Source organism: Lampropedia puyangensis, from assembly GCF_004833285.1.
Classification (GTDB): Bacteria; Pseudomonadota; Gammaproteobacteria; order Burkholderiales; family Burkholderiaceae_C; genus Lampropedia; species Lampropedia puyangensis.
On record NZ_STFG01000021.1, the window covers coordinates 12,925 to 33,715 of the forward strand.

Below are 20,791 nucleotides of genomic sequence, written 5' to 3' on the forward strand. Positions count from 1 at the left end.
ACACTATGGCAACCAGTAACCGACTTCTTCCCGTCATGGCCGGTGTTGTGGCCATTATTGGCTCAGTGATTCTTGTCCAGAAATGCTCCTCGGGTGGGCCTGTGCGCTCAGGCAGTGAGTTGCAAAAGGTGCCCACTGCTCCGACCACAGAAGATGGCGACACGATTGCAGAGTCCCTGCGCACTGTGACCACCAGCAACAACTCTTTGCGCGACGATGTGCAAAAGCTGCTGCAGCAAAACGAAGTGCTGATGGCCGAGAACACCCGCTTGAAAGCGATGAACCGCCCCTCTGCATCAAGCCTCAATACAGCCAACACGCCTGCAATGGATCGTGTAGTGGATCTGGGGGCACTGCCTGCAGCAGATGGAGGATTCAGCTCAGAAGTTCCTCCTGAGCCCAATGCAGGGCCAACCAGCACCGATACACCGTTTTCTACCATTGGCAAAGCCATTGATTCAGCCGCATCGTCTGCGAGTCAATTCGGGCATGCGGCCCGCCAGCTTGGCCCAGACACCAGCGTGATTCGCAAAGCCGCACGCGAGAACTTGCCGCAAAGCCTGACCGTAGAGCGCCTGCCCGATGAGACAGGCCAGGTGGCCTACCGCGCCCTGCCTCCTATGGGCTACCAGGCCATGATTGAAACAGGTGGTAGAGGAAAAGCCCCTGTGACACGCTATGTCCGCACCTCGGCTGCTGTAGCAGACCAGCAAATGGCATCCGCGCAAAGCGCGGTGCAACGGGCAGCGAAGAAGGCAGAAGATGTGCCCTACTTCACCCTGCCAGACAACTCCACGCTCGTGGACGTGCAAGCCATGACGGCCATTATTGGCCGCGTGCCGGTCGATGGCCGGGTCACCGATCCGATGCAGTTCAAAGCCATTGTGGGCCGTGAGAATCTAGCAGCGAACGGCTGGCAACTGCCAGGCGACATCGAGGGAATGATTGTCAGCGGCATTGCGGTGGGTGACATGGCCCTGTCCTGCTCAGAAGGACTGATTCAGTCCATGACCTTCATTTTTAATGATGGGACAGTCCAAACGGTTCAGTCCAAGCAAGGCAACTCCAACAACATCAATACCCAGAACGGCACACGCAGGAGCACGTACATGGGGTACATCAGCGACCTGCATGGCAACCCCTGCATTGTGGGCAAGTTCGTCACCAATGCACCGCGCTACCTGACCGACATTGTGGGGCTCAAAGCTCTTCAAGTGGCAGGCCAGCAGTATGCCAATGCGCAAACCACGACCACGCAACGCGATGACGGTGGCTACAACAACTCCGTCACAGGCTCGCGCACAGACTTTGTGATGGGGTCTGCTGCAGCCTCTGCGGCCAATGAAGTCTCTGACTGGCTGCTCTCGCGCTTGCAAAACAGTTTCGATGCAGTCGTCACCCCCTCTGGAGCCAACATCGTGGTGCACCTCACGCAAGAGGTGCGCTTAGACAAAGTGGTCAATGCCAGAAAAATCATCCACCGGCAGCAAGGCGCCACATCCAATCAACGCGGAGGCCACTATGGGCTTGAATAACACCTCTCTCATCTGTTTGGCACTGGCCCTTGTGCTGGGCGGCTGCTCTGTCTCTGGCCCACGCAAATCGCCCTTGATTGAAGCCACCGCAGGCAGTCCCACGGTTTCGGACATCTACCACGGCAGGATTGGGCAAACCCAAGCGCCAAAGCTGCCAGAGGCGAGGAATGAGTTTTCTGCGATTGGCAAGGCCCGCGCCATTGGTGCAGGCGATGAGCTCTCTGAACGCTACTGGTCTGCGATTGAGCCGATGAACCAACGGTTTCAGCGCGTGCCCAACCCTGACCTGGTGATGGTGGTCTACCCCCACTTGGCCAAGGGCAAATACCCCGTGCCTGGCTACGTCACGGTGTTTCCGATGTACGACGAAGTGCATTACGCATTGCCTGGTGAAGTCGAGAGTGAACTGTCCAATGCCCGGCGTCTATTCAAGCCTGAGCCCTTAAAGCAAGAGCGCAGTAGCACGCGTGCTGCAAAGGCAGGCGACAGCGATCTCTTTGTCAATTAAGAGGTGGGCATGCTGGGACTCTTCAAAAACAAAAAACACGCGGCTCAAGCCAAGCAGGCCAAGCCTTCCCAAGGCAAAGCGCAGCACCAGGATGAGCCGCAAACCCTTGCAAGCCGTCAGCGCATGGCCATGCGTGCGCCATCGTTTACGGACATGTTGCCCTACATGGCTTACGCCGCCGATGAAAACGTTTTTTTGATGCGCGATGGCTCCACGGTGGGCGCCATGCTGGAGCTCTCGCCCATCTCCACTGAAGCCAAGGCGGAGGACTACATGCGCGAACACGCGCACAAAGTCCAAGAGGCCTTGAACGCTTTGCCAGAGGCGTCACCGTCGCCCTGGATCGTTCAGTTCTTTTTGAACGACGACCAGAACGTGCTCGATCTCAAAACACGATTGCCCGAATACATCAAAAGCGTGCATGCCAATTACCCGGATCGCGCCAAAGCGATTCTGGAGTCTGAGTTTACCCAGTCGGTGATTGCAGAGTTTGACCACCATCTCGATCTGGCCTCTCGTGCGCAAGGGCTGTTTTTTGACTCTCAGGTGTCGAATCAAATCTGGCGAGCCCAGCGCAGACGTATCCGGTGCATCATCTACCGCAGGTTTGGGGCGATGGATGCAGATGAAGCCCATACAGCCGCAGCGCAAGTCAACACGGCCATGGCGATTATTACCGCAGCTCTTCACGAAGCAGGAGTACCTACTAAGCGAGGCACTGGCAAAGACTTCTACGAATGGCTCATGCCATTTTTCAATCCGGCACCGCATTGGGCCTCCAGTGTGACCGATGCACTGCAAAAAGCCCCTTACTGGGACGGTCAAGTGCCCGAAGGCCAAGCCCCAGTGTTTGGTTGGGACATTGCCCAATCCTTGCTGGCCAGTGAGCCCAAGTCTGACGTAGAGGCGGGACTGTGGGAGTTTGATGGACGTCCCTTCAAGGCCTTGGTGCTGGAGGCACTCACGCAATCTCCACAAGTGGGACATTTCAGTGCCGAGCGCACAGAGCAAGCCCATAGCTTTGCCCGCTTTGACCGGCTCCCTCCAGGCTCCATGCTGTCGCTGACCATTGTGATTGAGCCCCAGTGCAACGTGCAGCGCAATGTAGAGCGCATCCGCGAGGCCTCACGGGCTACGACTGCCTTGGCGATGCGTACCCATAACGAGTGCGATCACGTGCTCGAACGCATGGCCCAAGGCGACAAACTGTTTCCGACATTCTTGGTGTTGTATGTCACCGCAGAAAACCGGGAGAAACTGGCCGAAGCCGTCAACGAAGCCACCACCAGTTTGACCAGTACAGGCCTGCGGCTGATCTCCTCACGGCAAGACCTGGTGCCACTGGACTCGTTCATGCGGGCTCTGCCCTTCAATTACGACCATGCTTTTGATACCAAGCACTTGCGTCGCCAGCGGCTAACCTTTGCGTCTCAGATAGCTAACCTCATGCCGGTGTATGGCCGCTCCAGAGGCACACCCAACCCTGGCATGTGGTTTTGGAATCGCGGTGGTGAGCCCGTGTGGCTGGACCCACTGAACAAGCGTGATCGCAAGAAAAATGCACACATGCTGGTGTTTGGGCCGACTGGCGCGGGCAAATCATCAACGCTCAATTACTTGTCGATGATAACTATGGCCATTCATAAGCCGCGATTGGTAATCGTGGATGCAGGTAAATCCTTTGAATTGCTCATGAAATATTTCAAGGAAAAGGGATTATCGACGCACTCGGCCGTCTTTACCTATGGCTCCGACGTGTCACTGCCGCCATTTGTCCATGCTATGAGGGTGTTGGACGATCTTCAAGTTATGGAGTCGTTCTATTACGCCGAACGGCAGGCGCGTGCTCAGACAGGAATACCTGACGACAACTCGATGAGTCCTCTTTTGGGGGATCAAAACGATGAGGCATTACAAGCAGAGGTCATCACTGTTGAAGTGACGACAACTCGATGAGTCCTCTTTTGGGGGATCAAAACGATGAGGCATTACAAGCAGAGGTCATCACTGTTGAAGTGACGACAACTCGATGAGTCCTCTTTTGGGGGATCAAAACGATGAGGCATTACAAGCAGAGGTCATCACTGTTGAAGTGCTCAGTGCCTCCAATGAGCAAGATGAAGATTCAGAAGAAGATGATAGCAACGAGAAAAGGGATTTACTTGGCGAAATGCTCATTTCAGCCATCATGATGGTCACAGGGGGAGAAAAGGCGGAAATCGAGCGTCTAAGCCGCGCTGACCGCTACTTGATCTCCACCTCCATCATTCGTGCAGCAGTTAAATGCAAGGCAGAGTCACGCCTTCACCCGCTCGTACAGGACGTGGCCCTAGAGCTCATGGCCATGCAAAAGGACGCGTCCATGTCTGAGCTGCGCCGCAGCCGCGCAGAAGAGATGGGCCAGTCCATGATGAGCTTTGCGCAAGGCCTGCGCGGGCGCATCTTCAACCGTCCTGGCACGGATTGGCCGGACGTGGACGTGACATTGGTTGAAATGGGTACCTTGACGCAAGATGGCTATGAGGATGCTCTGGCACTGGCCTATACCTCCTTGATCGACTCGGTGCAGTCGCGCAGTGAGGCCAATCAAGCCGATGACCGCCCCACCATCTTTCTGACCGATGAGGGGCACTTGATTACCACCAACGAGCTGCTCGGCCCAAAAATAGCCAAAGGCACGAAGATGTGGCGCAAGCTCAACACCTGGTTCTGGCTGGCCACCCAAAACCTGACTGACTTCCCGGACTCCATGAGCCGCGTGTTATCCATGTGCGAATACTGGATGCTCTTGACCATGGACAAGAGCGAGATCGAGGAGATCGCCAAGTTCCGCAATCTGACCCAAGAGCAACGCCTGATGATCGAGTCAGCGCGCAAGGAACCGCCCAAATACACCGAAGGCGTGATGATCTCGGCGATGGGGCAAATGCTGTTTCGCAATATCCCGCCATCCTTGCCGATTGCCTTGGCCATGACCGAAGGCCATGAAAAAGCCCATCGGCGCAGGCTCATGGAGCAACACGGCTGCAGCGAAATGGATGCCGCTGTCATGGTGGCCCGTGAGCTCGAAGCCAAGCGCGAGTGATGGAGGGACATAAGCATGCAAAGGCTCCAACACACTTACCCCGAATCAAGCATCCGATTGCGTTGTGTCCGCTTTCTCACAGCAGGCCGCGCTGTGACGATTGCGCTGTCGATGGTACTTGTCCAATTCACCGCGTATGCGCAAGACACGAATGTCCAAGCGTTTGAGGGGATCAGCCACATAGATGTATTTGCCAATTCGGCCATGTACATCAATGGAGGGGATCTGGCTGATGCGCATGTGCAATTAGCCATACACAGGCTCGATGACATGCAGATGGTGACCCAAGAAATCAACCAGCATCTGCCCAAGACACAGGAGCAGGCTTTGGCCTATATGCGCGAGAACGAGTCGCGCATGCGTGCGCAGTACACGGACCGTATCCTGCTGGCGGCCCAAGGCATCACATTGGCACGGCAATACAAGCTCAAACAACTACCCGCTGTGGTGATCAATCAGAAGTATGTGCTGTACGGCCTGCTGGATCTGCAAGAGGCCGCTGCGATTTACCAGGAAAGAAAGGCTGGCCCCCAATGATGCACACCTTACGCTGGATGCTCCTGTCACTCGCATTAAGTGCGCAAGCGGCAATTCCCGCCATGGCACAGGTAACGGACACCAAAACCAGCACCGCAAAAATCATGACAGATACGGTGCAGGCACTGCCTTCATGCCTGAAATACACGGTCAGAGGCGTTTGCTTTTTCCTGCGTTGCTCTCTTTATGAATGCTCCATTGAGACTTCTGTGCGCGTGGCCCATTTTGTGCCAGAGGCCATCATCAGCGTCTACCAAAGTCCTGACGATCATCCTTGGGGAGATATTGGCCAAACAGTCTCTAGTAATGCCAATAAAGTCCAGGCCAAGTTGATGTCTATTGCACAGCCTGACACCGCTGCCAGTACCCATGAAGACATGAGCTCCATTACGGTGTTTAAAGGTGCAGATGCGTATGGCAATCCGGTTGGCATGTTTGCAGACATCATGGCCGGACAAACAACTGGGACAGCCAATTTTTCTGTTCCAGGAACAGGCAATTTGAGCGGATTTTTCACTAACGAAGTGCCCAAGCTGGCTCAAGCATGGAAGCGTGTTCCCTCCGATATTACCCAAGGCGTAGGGTCGTCCGTGACTGGTATGTTCAGCAATATCAGTGGTATTTTTGGCCAGGTTAAAACCATGCTCGGCGGACTCAACTCTGCCGCCTCAGCGTTGGGATTTTCCTCTGGACTCAGCAGCCCCATGGAGTTCGCTGTTGATGGTGGCGGCATATCAGGCATGCTCAGTGAAGGCATGTCAGCAGGTGGCTCTGAATACATTTGCCCATCGGCCGCATCATGGCTAACACTGCATTTTCAATCTGAAATTGATGGCTACTTTTGGCGTCACATCATTCCTTTAGAGCTGATGTATCCCTACACCTGGATACCTGGACAAATGGAAGTTGGCTCATGGGGGAGCTTGTATCCGCGCATTGGGGAGCAGGTTCAACAAGACCCATATCGCACCTCTGGTGTCATGGCTGAGCGGGTCAGAAGCATCATTGTTGCTGAAGATCAGCCTCATATCTATACAGAAATGGTGCCCAAAAAAGCTGGGTACATCACATTCAATGGTCGTCAGCACCAGTGGCAGCAGCTCTTTCCAGAGGCTCAAAAAGGGTGCATGGGGTTTGGAAGCACCAACGCATCACCGCCAACAAAAGAGAGATCCATCAGTAACTCTTACATCTGGAACCTGTGGCAAGACCGTGATTGCTGCCTCATCAAGGGGCTCTTTCTTTTCTCAATTCCCTGATTGCTATGAATACCCCATTCAGAAACCATATCGTTGCAGCCTGCACTTTGGCGTGTGTGCTCTCATTGGCGGTTGCTCCGCGCTCAGCCGATGCCCAGCCGGTATCAAATTCAAGCCTCTACTACAGGCTTGGCGGGGACTCACCTGCCAATCTGGCACTGAACCCCAACATGACGGCCATGAAAATGGGGCTTAATGGCGCCGTCAAAATGAACTACTCCTGTGGCAAATTCGATATTGGCCTGTCGTGGGCCAGTCTGATGAATTCGCTAGAAAACCTTGGAGCCACGGTCACTGGGGCTGTACAGGCCGGGATTTCAGCACTGCCTTTGTATATTCTCCAGCGCGCTCACCCCGGCCTTTATCAGCTCTTCCAAAATTTCTCTGTCAAGGCCGATACTTTGGTGGCTGCATCGCTCAAATCCTGCGAGGAAATGGAGCAGATGATTCTCGCCGGCGGCAACCCGTATGAGGATTACGTCAAGATGGCCAAGGGCGAAGGCTGGAAGGCTCAGGCCAATGCCGAAGGCAACGTAACGACCGCCAAAACAGACATGAACAAGCGGGAGTTTGCTCAAAAGCGTGGCGTCACCTGGGTCTATGGCTCTCTTGCCGGAGGTGAAGGTCAGCCCCCTATTGAGCCCGTCAAGGACATCACCATTGCCGGTTTCAATGCGACCTTGAATCAACCGATCACGGCCTCTCCAACAACCGATTATTCGAATGGCCCGCATGGCATTCAGCGGATGGTTCGGGCATTTCGCTCCGCATACCAGGCATCACAGTTCACCACGGAAGTGCTCGGCGACAAGGCTGTGAACCTCAATGAAGATACGCCTACAACCACCAGTACCGCTGGTGGACTTGGCCCAAAAATTGAAAAAGAACTTCTGGAACTGCAACCCAAACTGATTAGTGCAGTTCAGCAGCCAGAAACTGTGACTCTCGAAAAGCTCAACGTGATATCAGCACCAGGTATGGGGATCACTCCTCAACTGATGGAATCCATCAAACGCATGCCTCCTGACACACAAAGTATGGTGATTGGACGGCTGTCCGAAGAACTGGCCATCCAGCGCGTAGTAGATAAGGCCTTAATAGCTCGCAACATCCTTATTACAGGTCTTAGCTTGCCAGAAGTTCAGGCTGCATCAGAAGCGACAAAGGACGTACAAGTCAAGATAGATCGACTGACGCAGTACATCGACGATCTCCTATATGAATTCAGAATTAGAAAGGAAATGTCCAGCGCTACAGCCACGGCCATCCTTGAACACCAAATTGACCTTGATTCTGCTGCCGCATCGGTTCCAGGAGCACAGTTTTCTGATCCACATCCGATTCGCAATGGTCGCGTTGCGCAATAAGCAGTGAAGAGCTATTTTCCATGCTTAAACCAATCAAATACTTAGTTCTGAGTGCACTCATCGTTATTGCAATGATGTTTGTTGGCGTCGTTTTTTTACGGTTAGGCATCAACCTCAACTCGATACCAGCTCGCATGGAGCCCATCTATGAGTCAGTCCGGCTAATCCACATTGCTGCATGGTTGGTTCTAGCATGGAAATGGAATTGGCTCATTGACCTCATGATTAAAAAAGGACGTATTGACTTTAAGAATCGAGATCAATGGATTGAGGTCAAGACGAAAGTGCTCGCCATGGCTGCCATGTACATCCTGCTCATCGTGGTAGGTATTAACAGGTTATCAGCGTTATTTGCGTAAAGGAGCCAATCAATGGAAGTCGGCAGCTATTTAGAGATTTTCCTTACGGGCTACGGCTGGGGTCTTGCGAACATCATTGCAGGCGTGATTGCATCTACTGGGCTCGTGATGATTCCATTCATCTGGATTATCTTAAAAACGTGGAAAGATGCTAAAGAGCGAGGTGAAGAAGGCGTCGGAATTTCCTCAATCGTGGACACTATTTTGGTGCGCATTGGTGTAGCACTTTTTGTTTTCACCCTGTGTTTCTTAACCACGCCAATTACCTCTTTAGGTACGTTGACCTACAACCCTAGACCAACAGCGATGGACCCAAATCCCTCGCCTGCATCAAATACCGGAGGAACTCAAAGTACCTACGACAGCGCAATGGGCAGCGCATTCGACCAAAGTTATTCGATTGACCCACAACCGCAACTCACGAATGTACCGATGTGGTGGTATTCAGTTATGTCGATTGCATCGGGGGTGAATGGCGCTGTGATTGGATCAATGTCCAATCGAATGAGTGAGTTGCGTGAGCTTGAGGATGTACTGCGAACAACCACTATTGAAGACTCGCGAGTGATCAAGCCAATGCAAGCATTCCGATCCGCTTGCTTTAATCCTGCACGCTCAAAGTTCCTTGAAACTACGCACCAGGGAACTCCATTTTCTTCGACTGGAGCGGGTATTTTGAGCGATGACCCTAAAGATGCAGAATGGATCGGAAGCCTTTTTTTCAACAATGAGCCTGGGTATTACGACTCTTTGCGGGCACCCTTCCCTGTTACTGGATTTCCTATCAATTGCAGTAGGGATGTTGACTACCACGCATGCTCCGCTGGTTCTGTACCTTACACAGGCGCAGTAGTCGATCCTGAATGGGGACGTCCCACATGCAAAGAGTGGTGGTTAACGTCAGACACAGGCTTGCGGGATAGTATGGTTTCTGCTGCACGAACAGATGGCATAGCCTGGTTAGTAAGTACGTTGGGCACTGAGCAGATGAAAAACAATGTCGCCCAATCCTTGAGCTATCAAGCCAATCCACAATATGTCATGAATATCGGCAGTCAGACACAAGGAGCAAGCGAGCTTTCTTGGGGAACCAAGGCCGGACGCTGGGTGGCAGGTTTAGCCGGTTCTCCCAAACTTTTTATGGAGGGCTTGACCTCAGCTGCAACGATGAGATTTTTGATGGCACTCCTGCCAATGATTCAAGCACTGGTTTTAATGGGTCTCTACATGTTCTTGCCAATGGTTGTGTTCCTGTCAGGTTTCAACCTGAGCATCATGTTCACGGGAGCAATAGCCATTTTTACGGTCAAATTTTGGTCTGCAATGTGGGAGGTTGCATTCTGGATTGACGCAAGACTCATGCAAGCCATGTATGGGGGGACACAAATTGAAAATGTTGCCAAACAATTTGTCTACGCTTGGGAAGATGGCTCTTTACCTGGTGAAAAGCGCATTCTCTTGAACATCATGCTGATGGTGATGTTTGTGGGCTTTCCCATGATCTGGAGCGGTATGATGGCTTGGGCTGGTGCTCATATGAGCACTGTCTTCGGCAATTTCATGACCAGTGGAAGTAGTTTGGGGCGATCAGTTGGTCAATCTGGCGCAAGTAATGTTGTCAACGGCATCACAACCGCAAGCAAAGTTGCAGGAGGGGCTGGAGGAAAGGTGGCGGCGGTAGTCTCAAGAGCTTCCAAGTAATAAGTAAGGTGCAATGAAAAAAATATTGTTACTTACTCTCTCTTCCATCCCAATACGGCGTGCAAATTTTATTTACTTTTGCGCTAATGACCTCATTCTCTATATCAATCTGCTCTTGAATGCCTGTACTGAAGTGATCGTGTCGCGCCTTATTCTCTTTGCTGTTGTCCATTAGACGCAAAAAACCAACTACTAAGTTAAGCCCAATTTGAAGTGGGCTTAACTTAGCTGAATAATGTTTATTTAAATTTTTTTTCATTTAATTCAAATGATTTGTATGGCGACTTAGTTGACATACTTTAGCAATGCATCTTGGAAATATCAACATATTAATGGCGCCACATTATTTGGAAGCTTTGCCTACCCAACTAATGTCGAAATTTTTGCCAACACTTCCTCAATTACAAATTCAGGCACCGATTCAATTTTCCGACCTTTACGGGCCCGAATGTCTAGGGCACGGAGCTGTTCACAGCGTATAACCCCTGTGGTTTGCGTTCCAGTTCCCATGAGAGAAACAGCAAAGCCAGCCGTGCGTGCAAAACTTCCCCCGTTGGTGATTGGCAGTGTAATGGGCGTGTTGGTCAGCCGATTAAAAGCGGATGGCGAAATAATCAGTACAGGGCGAGTTCCTTGCTGCTCATGGCCAGCGACTGGGTCAAGAGAGACTAGGTAGATATCTCCACGTTCCATTACAAAATCTCTTCTCCAACCCTAGAGGAATTCAACCAATCACTGTCATCTCGGGTCAATTCTGCTGTCGAATCGCATTGGGCAAGCAACTGCTCCAGCGTGTAGCTCGGACGCTTGGTCGGCTCCATGATGAGGCGACCGTTATCCACGGCTAACCCCACTGTGGTGCCCACAGTCAAATCAAGAATATCTAAAAGTGCGGGTGGAACAGCCACCATCACTGACCCGCCTACTTTTCGCAAGTTGGTTGTGTGCATATAGGCTCCTTCTGGTAGTTATATAAAAGTATAACTCTACATGTACTTGATTACAAGCCTTACCAGAAACCATTTTTATTGCTTGCTTATTGTTTTTTGAGACTCCTGTCAAGGCCAAACCCCAACTTCTGTGAGTACGGGTTTCGACTGGTTGATTGCTCAAGGTATCCATACAGTGGTTAGCTCAAACACAAGGGAGCCACAAAGTGGATTTAGAGCAAGCCAGTATGACGCCAGGCGGTGCACGCCATGTGCCTGAAAGCACTGTGCTTTGGTCTGAAACCGAAGGGCAAGCTGCCAATGCGCTGACATACCTGCTTTGCCTGCTGACGTTCTGGCTGGTCTTGCCAGTTGGCTATGCGGTCTATCGCTTCTTGCGTTCCGCCACTACCCGATACACCTTAACTGATCAGCGGCTGCTGATGCAGACTGGAATCATCGTCAAGCAAATTGACACCCTTGAGCTCTACCGCGTCAAGGATATTACCGTTGATAGCAGCATCTTGCTGACCCTCTTCGGACGCGGCTCGGTGGTTCTGCAGAGCACCGACACCACGCATCCCACTAAACGTATTCATGCCATTGCCAGTCCCGCACGCGTGGCCACGCTCATGCGCGACCGTGTGAAGCAGTGCCGAGTCCTCAAAGGGGTTCGGGCCTTCGATCATTAAATAGTCTCAAGCAACCATGCGTTTCAAACAACTCCCCCTTCATTTATGCCTGGCTGTAGCTGGACTGGGTAACGCCTATGCAGTACCGGGCAATGCACCAGAGGCCGTTCGCAACGGTCTCAAACAAGCTATCGAAACACACAGCCAAGGGCAAGTTTCCGTGTCCGAAATCAACACGAGCCCTATTGAGGGTGTCTACGAGATCGTGACCAACAACGACGTGTTTTATTCAGACCGGGCAGGACGGTACGCCTTTATTGAAGGGCGCTTGGTTGATATGCAAAACAGAATCGACATGACCCAAGAACGGTTGGTCGAAGTCAATCGCATCCCATTCGATGACCTGCCATTGCACCTGGCCATCAAAGAAGTCAGAGGCAATGGCAGTCGCACATTCGCCGTATTTGAGGATGCACTGTGCCCCATTTGCCAGGTCTTTACCAAGTTCATCGACCAGCTCGATGACGTGACCATTTACCGCTTCCCCTTTCCTGTGATCAGCAAGGACTCTGCGGGCCCAGCCAGAGTAGCCTGGTGCTCGGCGGATAAAGCAGCAACTTGGCACGCCACGATGAATGGCTCTCGGCCCCAAGGCGACCAAACCTGTGATGTATCTGGCCTCGTGGACATTCTCAAGGTGGGCGAGAAGTATGAAATCAACAGCACTCCGACTGTTGTACTCTTGAATGGCAAACGGCTGGTGGGTGCCACACCGCCTGAGCAATTCATTGATGAAATCAACAAGAGTGTTAAACAGTAGGAGGACTCTATGCGTTTGTGTTTCAGCCCATTGTCCATTTTTGCCGCTACCGTGGCAGCCTCAGCATGCTTGAGCGTTCACGCCCAAGGCCAAGTACAGCAGCAAAACTGGCAGACGATGAACTTAGCCGTTTTCAATTCGCCGTACTACGAAAGCTCTGCCAGTGAGGCCGAAGTTGAATTGGCTCGCAGCATCTGGAAGGATGAGATTGCCTCTATCCCCACCAGCAAAGAACGCGGCAAACTACCTGGTTTTGTTTTAATTTCATCTACTGAAATAAACGGGAAACAACTGATTTTTTCAAGCCTGAGCGGTTCAGGTGTATGCCCTCCGGCACCAAACGGCAGATCGCAGGTGGATATATATGGTGAGTGTCCTCTGAAGATTACCTTGCTTAGTGCGGGAAAAGCCACCACACGCACAGTTGAGGGGTTCTGCCACCTTTACGGTCTACATAAGGACAACCCGTTATCCCTGAACCAAACTCAGTTCAATTTTGATCCTGAAACTGGTGTTGCTCAGTTTCGTGTCATTCAGCATGGTCAGCTAGTACCTCAGTGTAGCCAGCGTATCGTCGTGAAGGAGTAATTCAGCATGTCAGCCTCACGCTCTTTTTTACAGTATGTATTCTTCTCGCTGCTGGTAATAATCGCTGGACTAGCGATTGCCAAAACCTATGTGACTGCAGACCAGGTTGCGCAGGCAATCCGACAAAGTCCCAATGCTAATCAATGGTTGCGAGACAACGCAGATGCTGTAGGGCGTTTGGCCATGTTCGAAAGCGGAGGTCAACTAGACGTTTACAACCAAAGTTGTTGTTATGGCGTCCTCCAGATGAATACACAGAATCTGGATCGTGAGGGATATAAAAATCCTTCGGACTATATGAACGCCCCACTGCAAGATCAAGTCAATGCATGGGCTAATGTCATGTCGCAAGCATTGAATACAAAGAATCCCCAGGCACTGGCTCAGATGGGGATTTTCGACGGTCGAGAAGTCACGGGCGATATGGTGCTCGCTTGCGTCCAGTTAGGCATCGGCAACTGCGGCACCATGATCAGATCCGGTTCCTGCAGTGGTTTTGCCGATATCAATGGCACCACAATCTGCAGCATGGCCGACCGTATCCGTGACGGTAGCCACGCCGGTGGAGGCAGCAGCGGAACTGGCGGCATCCCTGGATACGGCAGCAGCTCCGGCTCTGGTGGAGATATGACATACCACCCATCCACCTATGAAGGAGCATCATTCGAATCCGGCTCCGGGCAGAACCCGGACGATATGCGCAAGCTGTTCCAAGGCATCTTGCTGGCTGTGGCCACGTTGGTCATCGCTTTTGGAATGCTCCATTCCTGGAAATCCTTTGCACGTGGACAGATCGCGGTCGCACACTTCAAACGCCACATGGTCATCAGTGGCGTCACACTGATGTTCATCATTGCTATCAGCGCATACCTGTAAGCCATGGCGGTTTCCTGGGCCTCTCAAGAGTCATTTAGCGCATGTCATGCGGCACCTGCTCGTGCACGTGTGACAGAGCTAAATCCCACTTTTGAGGTGCTCAAGGTCATCGCATCCTTGGCTGTTGTGATCATTCATACGGCCATGTACCGAAGCGGCAACGTTGATTACTCGCTTAGTTGGTGGGTTGCGACTTTCTTCGACGCGTCCAGTCGATTCGGCACAGCATTTTTTGTGATGATTGCCGGTGCCATTGCACTATCAGGCCAGTCAAACGAACAGCCATTGGACTACTACGTCAGAAAGCTCAAGCGATACCTCCCATTGATCGTATTCTGGTCAGTGTTCTATTTGTCCTGGCGTGCGTATATGCAGGGGGAAATGGCTTTAGGCCAGATACTGGATGATCTATTGATCGGTATGCCGTCATTCCACCTCTGGTTTTTATTCATGATGCTGGGATTGCATTTTTTCATTCCTATCCTGCGCATGCTCATTGATAGCCCGCAATGGAAAAATGCTGCCGCATACATCACAGTAGGGGCAGTAGTCTTCACTTGGGCAATGGCCTCGGCCCAGTCGTACAAGTACCAGATGCCATCCTCCTTCCTTGAGCTCGCAGTGAGCAATCTCATGTACTGCCTGGTCGGCTATGTGATCTGGACACATAAAGACCAATGGAGAATCAGTTCAAAAAACCTTTGTTTGGCCTGCTTGTCATGCGTGACACTGATTGTGCTTGCCCTTGCCATCTCGTTTGAGACGATGGGTGTGACCGCCCTATTTCTCTTTCTCAGCGACCGATTTCCGCTGGCGTCGATTTTGTCAATCAGCCTGTTTTTGCTCTCAGTAAGGGCGCATTGGCCACAAGCCTTGATGCGAAAGGTAGCTCCGCTAGGTCAGCTCACTTTGGGGGTGTACATCATCCATCCGTTTGTCACTAGCATCGTCATGATGAATACCGATCTGGACTATGCAAGCGGGTACAACTGGATGCTGTTGTGTCCCGTGGTCTACTTGCTGTCACTGGCAATGACTTATGCCATCCGGCGCACGGCTTTCATCAACATCGTCGTTCGTTAGATTGGGATGGCCATGAGCAATGAATCTGTCTTTGTATTCACAGATTTGTATTGTGCAATACAAAGCCTTTGTATCATTTCATAGGATGCTTTTATGCTGGAGACCTACTTTCTTATCGTCGATGCCTTAGGCGAAGCAATGTCCGCATTGGTCAAAGATCTGTATGAGTTCAGTCCGTGGATCGGATGGATTGCCTTTGGGGTGGCGGTTTTGGCTCCCATTGCTATTTGTCTTGTTCTCCTGATTGACATCATCAGAACGGCTAAGAGGCGCTTTTGGGACTGATGATTTCCCACAGGCGCATCAACCTCAAACTGACCCAACATGCAACTGCTTAGCCCCACCGCCACAACGTACTCAGAACTGCAAAACGCTTACGAGCATTTCAACAAAGTGCTGTTTGACAATGCCCTGCCCGCTTGCTTGATTACTCTGCAGCGTGAAAAGCGCACTTGTGGTTACTTTTCTGCCCAACGATGGGCCAATGTAGAGGGGCAATTCACTGATGAGATTGCACTGAATCCGGCCTATTTCGCCGTGACGCCCATTGTGGAGACGATGCAAACCCTGGTGCATGAGATGGTGCACTTGTGGCAGCACCACTTTGGCAAGCCAGGTCGCGGTCGTTACCACAACGATGAGTGGGCCAACAAGATGGAAAGCATTGGGCTTATGCCCTCTTCAACTGGTCAGCCCGGAGGCAAGCGAACGGGTGACCACATGGGGGACTATGCGGTTGAAGGCGGTCGATTTTTAATGGCCTGCCAGGCGCTGCTGACAGCTCAGTTCAAGTTGAGTTGGTATGACAGGTTTCCGGCAGAAGAGCACGTGGCCCATGGGCAAGCCAGCTATGCGTCTCAGCTAAGCGATCCTGCTGCTGCAATCTCTCCTGCACAAGCCAACCAAGCCTTAGCCAACGTGGTAAAACCCACGGTCAAGGCGGCGCGCCAAAGCGAAGATGGCACCTCGCTGCAAGCACCCAATCGAAGCAATCGCATCAAGTACACTTGCCCTAGCTGTGCTCAGCAAGTGTGGGGAAAGCCTGGTTTGAGACTGCTATGCGGTGGGGAAAACTGTGACAGCATTCCATTTGTTTAACTACTCATTTGAAATACTATGACTCGACAAAACGAAAATGCCGCTTTGGCTATTTTTGCCTCCATTGTGATCATTATTGGTGCAATCCTGATCGGGGTCTCGCGTGCCACAAGTCTTTCAATTCCGACAGTGATAAACGTGGGAGTGCCTTCAATTTTGGTCATCGCCTTGGCCATTGGCGCACTGCTTTATAGCCCATTTACCGCAGAATGGATCGTTCCTGTGGTGTTGGCTTGCTTGGCTGTTTGCCTTTTTCCTGCTCTTAATGAGTGGTCAAACAGCACAATAGGCAGATTTGAGTACCAAGGCCAATGGTTTGGCGAGAATTTCGCTCCCGCCTGGTATGGCACATGGTGGTTCAAAGCGATGCTTGTGGTGGGCGCGCCTGCCATCTCTTTTGCTGTTTTGAAATGGCGTAACAGTTATTGATAGGGGTGACTATTTTTTAAGCAGCCATATCCCCTCTTAGAGGAAATACGCCTCCCACGCAGGTTATCCACAGATTCATCCACTGATTTTGTGGATACCTTAGCGAGGTCTGCCGCTCTTGGATGATGCAAGCGAAGCAGCGCGTGGTTATCAACAAACCGCCGTGACACACAAATAGCGGTCGTGTCTAAGTGCTCGTGCCCCATGAGCACTTGAATTGTTTGAAGTGGCGCACCTCCCATGTACATATGGGTAGCGAAACTGTGTCGCAATGAATGTGGTGTCGCCTCAATACCGATCTGAGCAGCATAGCGCCGTACCATACGAAGCAGTTGCCGATATTGCATTTCTGGCCTTTGTCCTGGCAGGCAACTGCTCACACACAATTGACGCACCTTGTACGGCTGGTGTCCAGCCAGTTTCAGCAGCGTATTGCGAGCATTGAGATACATTGGCCACCATCGCGCAGCGGCCTTGCCAATGATAACCAGGCGTTCTTTGCATCCCTTTCCCCAAACGCGCAATCCACTTTGAAACCCAAGACTCTGTTGGATATCCAGGTTAAGGAGTTCCCCCGCTCTAAGGCCCGTTGAGTACAGTAGCTCAAGCACGAAACGATCCCGAATACCCACTAGCGTCTTGGTATCCGGTCTATGCAAAAGCATGTCTACTTGCTCGACAGACAACACCTTTTGATAGGCCTTGTGTGCAGCATTCCTAGCGGCGTGCCAAACGACAGTGGCACTGACATCTTTAGGACAACGCCCAGTCTCATTTGCCCAGCGATACAGCAAGCGTATCGCCCACTGTCTGCTGGCCAATGCACTTGACCCCATCCGATAACTGCAGTCATCAAGGTATTGCGCAATGTCCTCTGAGGTGGCATTCCAGCAGTGCCTGGCTGTATGCTCTTTGAGCCAATGAGCATAATGGTGGAGCATCTTTGCCAGTAATGCCAAGCTGCTTTCTGCGTAGTAGCCCATTTGGGCTATTTCGAGCAGGAATGCGTTCAGCCCATCGGTATGGTTGGATAGATAGTAGTCATTAGGTCGTGCGTATTCATGAGCAATCAAGCCCCTCCCCCTTCTCTGGCGCCCCTCTCTTGCGCCATGGGCAACACACACCCCTGGTCGATTATCTATTTAATTAATGTATTGCCCTAGAAATATCTGATGGGTTTACACCGCATCCAAAATGAAGATGCTATTCAGTTAGCATTAGTGACACTCGATATTTCAGTTAAGAATCATTTTCTGAATCATCACTCACTAATCCGTTCTCTACGATATAGACTGCGATTTGGACTCTACTGGTAAGGTTTAGCTTTTTGAGTACATTCTGAACATGTATTTTGACTGTGCTCTCTGAAACATCCAATTCGCGTGCAATGACTTTGTTACTCGCACCACGGGCCAGCAGTTGGGCCACCTGCCGCTCCCTAGCCGTGAGGTGACTGCGCATAGTTTCACTTTTTGAAATTTTGGTTTCCGAAACTGATTGCTGCCGGAACTGTTGAATCAACTTGCCGGTCATCGTGACATCGATCACAGGCTCACCTGCAAAAGCTCGCCGAATATTGCTCACCAGCGCGTCGGCATCAATGGTTTTTATGAGATAACCTCTTGCGCCAGAGCGCAGCGCCTGGGCCAGCTCATCTCCCTCTTCAGACACGGTCAGGACGATCACGGCACTCAGCGGGACCTCCTGGCTCAGCAGCTCAAGCGTCTCAAGCCCCGAAAGTCCGGGCATATTCAAATCGAGCAAAATCACATCGGGTTTGAGCTCCCTGGCGCGCTTGATGCCTTCACTGCCATCAGCAGCTTCTGCCACAATTTCAAAATCTGCCTGACGGCTGAGTAACAGACGCAGACCCGTGCGAAATAGATTGTGGTCATCGACCAGAAGAATACGAATAGTCATAGCGGGTGTTTATTTTTTTAGTCATTCGTTATATCGGCATTACGCCGCAATGCGCTCTTGTACCGGCAGTCGCAAGACCACAGAGGCTCCTTTGCCTGGGGTTGCTGCCAGTTCGAGGTGCGCATTCATGCGTGCGGCACGTTCGCGCATGATGCGCAAACCAACATGTGCATCACCACGCTCTGAAACCTCTGCGCTATCGTAGCCAAGTCCATCGTCACGGACGCTCATAGTGAAGTCACGGTCATTGCTCACGCGCACCTGGACACTTTGCGCTTCGGAATGTTTACGCACATTAGAGAGCGCTTCTTGCAAAATGAACAGTACTTGCAATTGCTGCTCAGGAGCTAAAGGAGCGCCCTGACCATACTGCACATCGAGGGCCGTTTGCATACTAGTTTGGCGGCGAAAGCGTTTGACCGTGTCTTCCAGTGCGGCAATAAAATCGCCACGCTCCAATTTACTGCGAAAGTTGGTCAACAGCTCTCGAACATCTTGGTAGCTTTCCTGCACCCCCGTACGCAGCAGTGGAAGAATCTCGTCAATCTCTGCTTGCTTTTGGTGCACAACCGCCTCTTCCAAGAGCTGTAGTTGCAAGTTCAAGAAGTTCAAACCTTGGGCTAAGCTGTCGTGCAGGCCCTGTGCGACCAAATTGCGCTCTTGTACTACAGCAAGCTCGCGACTTTGAGCCTCCAAGCGCCGATTTTCCAATGCCACACCCAGCAATGACCCGAGTGACTCCAGCAAACGTCGACCAGAATCGGGCAGTTCGGCTGGACCCGTGAAATGCAGTGAAAATGTCCCCAACACATTCTCGCGAGCCGAGATCCGAAACACTGCCACACTGGAAAATCCCTCACGGTGGCAATTGATATCGTTTGACTTGCCTTTACTCAAAAAATCTGTGGTTTGGCTTACATCACGAATCACGATCAGCTTTTTACCCGGCATCGCCACACTACCGCAGTGGCAATCGTGCACATGCATGCAATGCTCTTCTTCAATCAAGGCTTGTGAGAGTCCGACCGAGGCAACCAGGCTCAAGTGCTGCCGCTCACGGTCCAAAGTTCGAATACTCGCACCCTGCGCATCAAACAAACCCACAATGCGCTGTAGAAAACCGGCCGACATGGTCTCAATATCACTGGGCTGATTCAGGAATGCCGCCATGTCATAAAGGATGCTTATTTCCGCATTCTGCGTGGCCAGTTGCTGCGTTTTTTCAGTTACGCGCTGCTCCAGCCCCTTATACAAGTCCTCCAGTTCATCAGCCATCTGGTTGTAGCCGGTCGCCAGCACACCAAATTCGTCGCGGGTTTCCACTGGCAAACGGATGCTGAAATTGTGCCTTGCCACACTTTGTAAGCCATCACGCAGTTTGTGCACGGGTGCGATGATCCACACGTATAACAAATAAATCATGGCGATCGTGCCCAATACGGCAAGTACCGCCAGGCCACCTTGGGCTGCGCGCAGAACGGTGGTTTTACTGGCATTGTCTTGTTCAATCATCTTGACCAGCGTATCGGTCAACTCGGCCAACCGGGGCAGACTCGCAAGATAGGTTTGGCTTTGGCCAGTTTCGTTTGCATGTTCGGCCGCAGGCAATGCCACCTGCAACCAAAACGATTCCACCGCTTTGAATTGGGTGCGTATCGCTTCATGGGAGGGCAATAGCAATGGCCGCTGCGCATCGCCCACGGCTAAGCCCTGCAGCGTATGCGCCACGGCATCAAGTTGAAGTTGCAGATCTTGTCTACGCTGCTTTGAGCTGGCTGCTGGTTGCAACAACACAACGGCAATGCGTTGAGCCCGCATCCGCAGACTGCCTGTGTCGTTGATAGCTGCTCCAGCGCCTTCCAAACGCCAGGAAAGCCACAAGGTGCAAGTAATCATGCAAAGCACGACAACTAACGCCCCTATTGAGCTGGAAACAATACGAGTAGAGAGTCGGTGGCGTGTATCAGGCAGACCAACTGCAATAAATTTTTTGTGGGGAGTACTCACACAAGAGATCGAGAAAGAGAAAAGTAAACTGGCAAACTTAAGGGCTTTGCGAATCTAC

At 51.8% G+C, this 20,791-nt stretch carries 23 protein-coding genes; 17 read left to right on the plus strand and 6 right to left on the minus strand.

The features are described from left to right. The first annotated feature begins 5 nt into the window (after nucleotides 1–5). The 9 genes from E9531_RS14445 to E9531_RS14485 all read left to right on the plus strand — a co-directional run bounded on the left by E9531_RS14445 (nucleotide 6) and on the right by E9531_RS14485 (nucleotide 10,351). On the plus strand, nucleotides 6–1,535 hold the full coding sequence (locus tag E9531_RS14445) for a TIGR03752 family integrating conjugative element protein (RefSeq protein WP_136574478.1): 1,530 nt from the start codon (nucleotides 6–8) through the stop codon (nucleotides 1,533–1,535). Further along, nucleotides 1,522–2,043 (plus strand): TIGR03751 family conjugal transfer lipoprotein, encoded by a 522-nt coding sequence (locus E9531_RS14450; RefSeq protein ID WP_136574479.1) that lies wholly within the window; start codon nucleotides 1,522–1,524, stop codon nucleotides 2,041–2,043. The genes E9531_RS14445 and E9531_RS14450 overlap by 14 nt, the downstream gene beginning before the upstream one ends. Before the next feature lie 9 nt (nucleotides 2,044–2,052). Next, a complete protein-coding gene (locus E9531_RS14455) occupies nucleotides 2,053–3,999 on the plus strand; it encodes a conjugative transfer ATPase (RefSeq protein WP_136574480.1) in 1,947 nt (648 codons plus the stop codon). Nucleotides 4,000–4,072: 73 nt separating this feature from the next. Next, entirely contained in the window at nucleotides 4,073–5,128 is a 1,056-nt protein-coding gene (locus E9531_RS14460; protein WP_244610135.1) for a hypothetical protein, read from the plus strand. A gap of 15 nt (nucleotides 5,129–5,143) precedes the next feature. Then, nucleotides 5,144–5,665, plus strand: a complete 522-nt coding sequence (locus E9531_RS14465) for a DUF1525 domain-containing protein (protein ID WP_136574481.1) — start codon at nucleotides 5,144–5,146, stop codon at nucleotides 5,663–5,665. Beyond that, nucleotides 5,662–6,924, plus strand: a complete 1,263-nt coding sequence (locus E9531_RS14470) for a TraU family protein (protein WP_136574482.1) — start codon at nucleotides 5,662–5,664, stop codon at nucleotides 6,922–6,924. The genes E9531_RS14465 and E9531_RS14470 overlap by 4 nt, the downstream gene beginning before the upstream one ends. 5 nt (nucleotides 6,925–6,929) lie before the next feature. Continuing rightward, a complete protein-coding gene (locus E9531_RS14475; RefSeq protein ID WP_136574483.1) occupies nucleotides 6,930–8,291 on the plus strand; it encodes an integrating conjugative element protein in 1,362 nt (453 codons plus the stop codon). A gap of 20 nt (nucleotides 8,292–8,311) precedes the next feature. Beyond that, on the plus strand, nucleotides 8,312–8,650 hold the full coding sequence (locus tag E9531_RS14480) for a hypothetical protein (protein WP_136574484.1): 339 nt from the start codon (nucleotides 8,312–8,314) through the stop codon (nucleotides 8,648–8,650). A gap of 12 nt (nucleotides 8,651–8,662) precedes the next feature. Further along, a complete protein-coding gene (locus tag E9531_RS14485; protein WP_136574485.1) occupies nucleotides 8,663–10,351 on the plus strand; it encodes a conjugal transfer protein TraG N-terminal domain-containing protein in 1,689 nt (562 codons plus the stop codon). Nucleotides 10,352–10,379: 28 nt separating this feature from the next. Here E9531_RS14485 and E9531_RS14490 read toward each other — a convergent pair whose 3' ends face one another. The 3 genes from E9531_RS14490 to E9531_RS14500 form a co-directional block, all read right to left on the minus strand. Beyond that, the gene (locus E9531_RS14490; RefSeq protein WP_136574486.1) at nucleotides 10,380–10,610 is read right to left on the minus strand and encodes a hypothetical protein; all 231 of its coding nucleotides are present in this window, start codon (nucleotides 10,608–10,610) and stop codon (nucleotides 10,380–10,382) included. A 101-nt stretch (nucleotides 10,611–10,711) separates the two neighbouring features. Beyond that, complete coding sequence (locus E9531_RS14495) at nucleotides 10,712–11,044, minus strand: type II toxin-antitoxin system PemK/MazF family toxin (protein ID WP_136574487.1); 333 nt, start codon at nucleotides 11,042–11,044, stop codon at nucleotides 10,712–10,714. Beyond that, nucleotides 11,044–11,301 carry an AbrB/MazE/SpoVT family DNA-binding domain-containing protein gene (locus E9531_RS14500; RefSeq protein WP_136574488.1) on the minus strand — a complete coding sequence of 86 codons (258 nt, stop codon included), beginning with the start codon at nucleotides 11,299–11,301 and terminating at the stop codon, nucleotides 11,044–11,046. The genes E9531_RS14495 and E9531_RS14500 overlap by 1 nt, the downstream gene beginning before the upstream one ends. Before the next feature lie 206 nt (nucleotides 11,302–11,507). On the opposite strand from E9531_RS14500, the gene E9531_RS14505 reads away from it, so the two are divergent. From E9531_RS14505 to E9531_RS14540, 8 genes are all read left to right on the plus strand, one after another. Next, a complete protein-coding gene (locus E9531_RS14505) occupies nucleotides 11,508–11,972 on the plus strand; it encodes a PH domain-containing protein (RefSeq protein WP_136574489.1) in 465 nt (154 codons plus the stop codon). A 16-nt stretch (nucleotides 11,973–11,988) separates the two neighbouring features. Next, the gene (locus tag E9531_RS14510) at nucleotides 11,989–12,732 is read left to right on the plus strand and encodes a DsbC family protein (RefSeq protein ID WP_136574490.1); all 744 of its coding nucleotides are present in this window, start codon (nucleotides 11,989–11,991) and stop codon (nucleotides 12,730–12,732) included. A 9-nt stretch (nucleotides 12,733–12,741) separates the two neighbouring features. Then, complete coding sequence (locus E9531_RS14515) at nucleotides 12,742–13,320, plus strand: hypothetical protein (RefSeq protein ID WP_136574491.1); 579 nt, start codon at nucleotides 12,742–12,744, stop codon at nucleotides 13,318–13,320. A gap of 6 nt (nucleotides 13,321–13,326) precedes the next feature. Next, nucleotides 13,327–14,196, plus strand: coding sequence for a DUF3262 family protein (locus E9531_RS14520; protein WP_136574492.1), 870 nt, complete (start codon nucleotides 13,327–13,329; stop codon nucleotides 14,194–14,196). A 3-nt stretch (nucleotides 14,197–14,199) separates the two neighbouring features. Next, the gene (locus E9531_RS14525) at nucleotides 14,200–15,279 is read left to right on the plus strand and encodes an acyltransferase (protein WP_136574493.1); all 1,080 of its coding nucleotides are present in this window, start codon (nucleotides 14,200–14,202) and stop codon (nucleotides 15,277–15,279) included. Nucleotides 15,280–15,372: 93 nt separating this feature from the next. Next, complete coding sequence (locus E9531_RS14530) at nucleotides 15,373–15,564, plus strand: hypothetical protein (RefSeq protein ID WP_136574494.1); 192 nt, start codon at nucleotides 15,373–15,375, stop codon at nucleotides 15,562–15,564. A 39-nt stretch (nucleotides 15,565–15,603) separates the two neighbouring features. Continuing rightward, entirely contained in the window at nucleotides 15,604–16,377 is a 774-nt protein-coding gene (locus E9531_RS14535) for a SprT-like domain-containing protein (RefSeq protein ID WP_136574495.1), read from the plus strand. An 18-nt stretch (nucleotides 16,378–16,395) separates the two neighbouring features. Then, nucleotides 16,396–16,806, plus strand: coding sequence for a hypothetical protein (locus tag E9531_RS14540; protein WP_136574496.1), 411 nt, complete (start codon nucleotides 16,396–16,398; stop codon nucleotides 16,804–16,806). Here E9531_RS14540 and E9531_RS14545 read toward each other — a convergent pair. The 3 genes from E9531_RS14545 to E9531_RS14555 form a co-directional block, all read right to left on the minus strand. Continuing rightward, nucleotides 16,800–17,879 carry a tyrosine-type recombinase/integrase gene (locus E9531_RS14545; protein ID WP_136574497.1) on the minus strand — a complete coding sequence of 360 codons (1,080 nt, stop codon included), beginning with the start codon at nucleotides 17,877–17,879 and terminating at the stop codon, nucleotides 16,800–16,802. The two genes, E9531_RS14540 and E9531_RS14545, sit on opposite strands and share 7 nt — an antisense overlap. 166 nt (nucleotides 17,880–18,045) lie before the next feature. Next, nucleotides 18,046–18,726, minus strand: a complete 681-nt coding sequence (locus E9531_RS14550) for a response regulator (RefSeq protein WP_136574498.1) — start codon at nucleotides 18,724–18,726, stop codon at nucleotides 18,046–18,048. A 39-nt stretch (nucleotides 18,727–18,765) separates the two neighbouring features. After that, nucleotides 18,766–20,733, minus strand: a complete 1,968-nt coding sequence (locus E9531_RS14555) for a type IV pili methyl-accepting chemotaxis transducer N-terminal domain-containing protein (RefSeq protein ID WP_244610136.1) — start codon at nucleotides 20,731–20,733, stop codon at nucleotides 18,766–18,768. Nucleotides 20,734–20,791 lie beyond the last annotated feature (58 nt).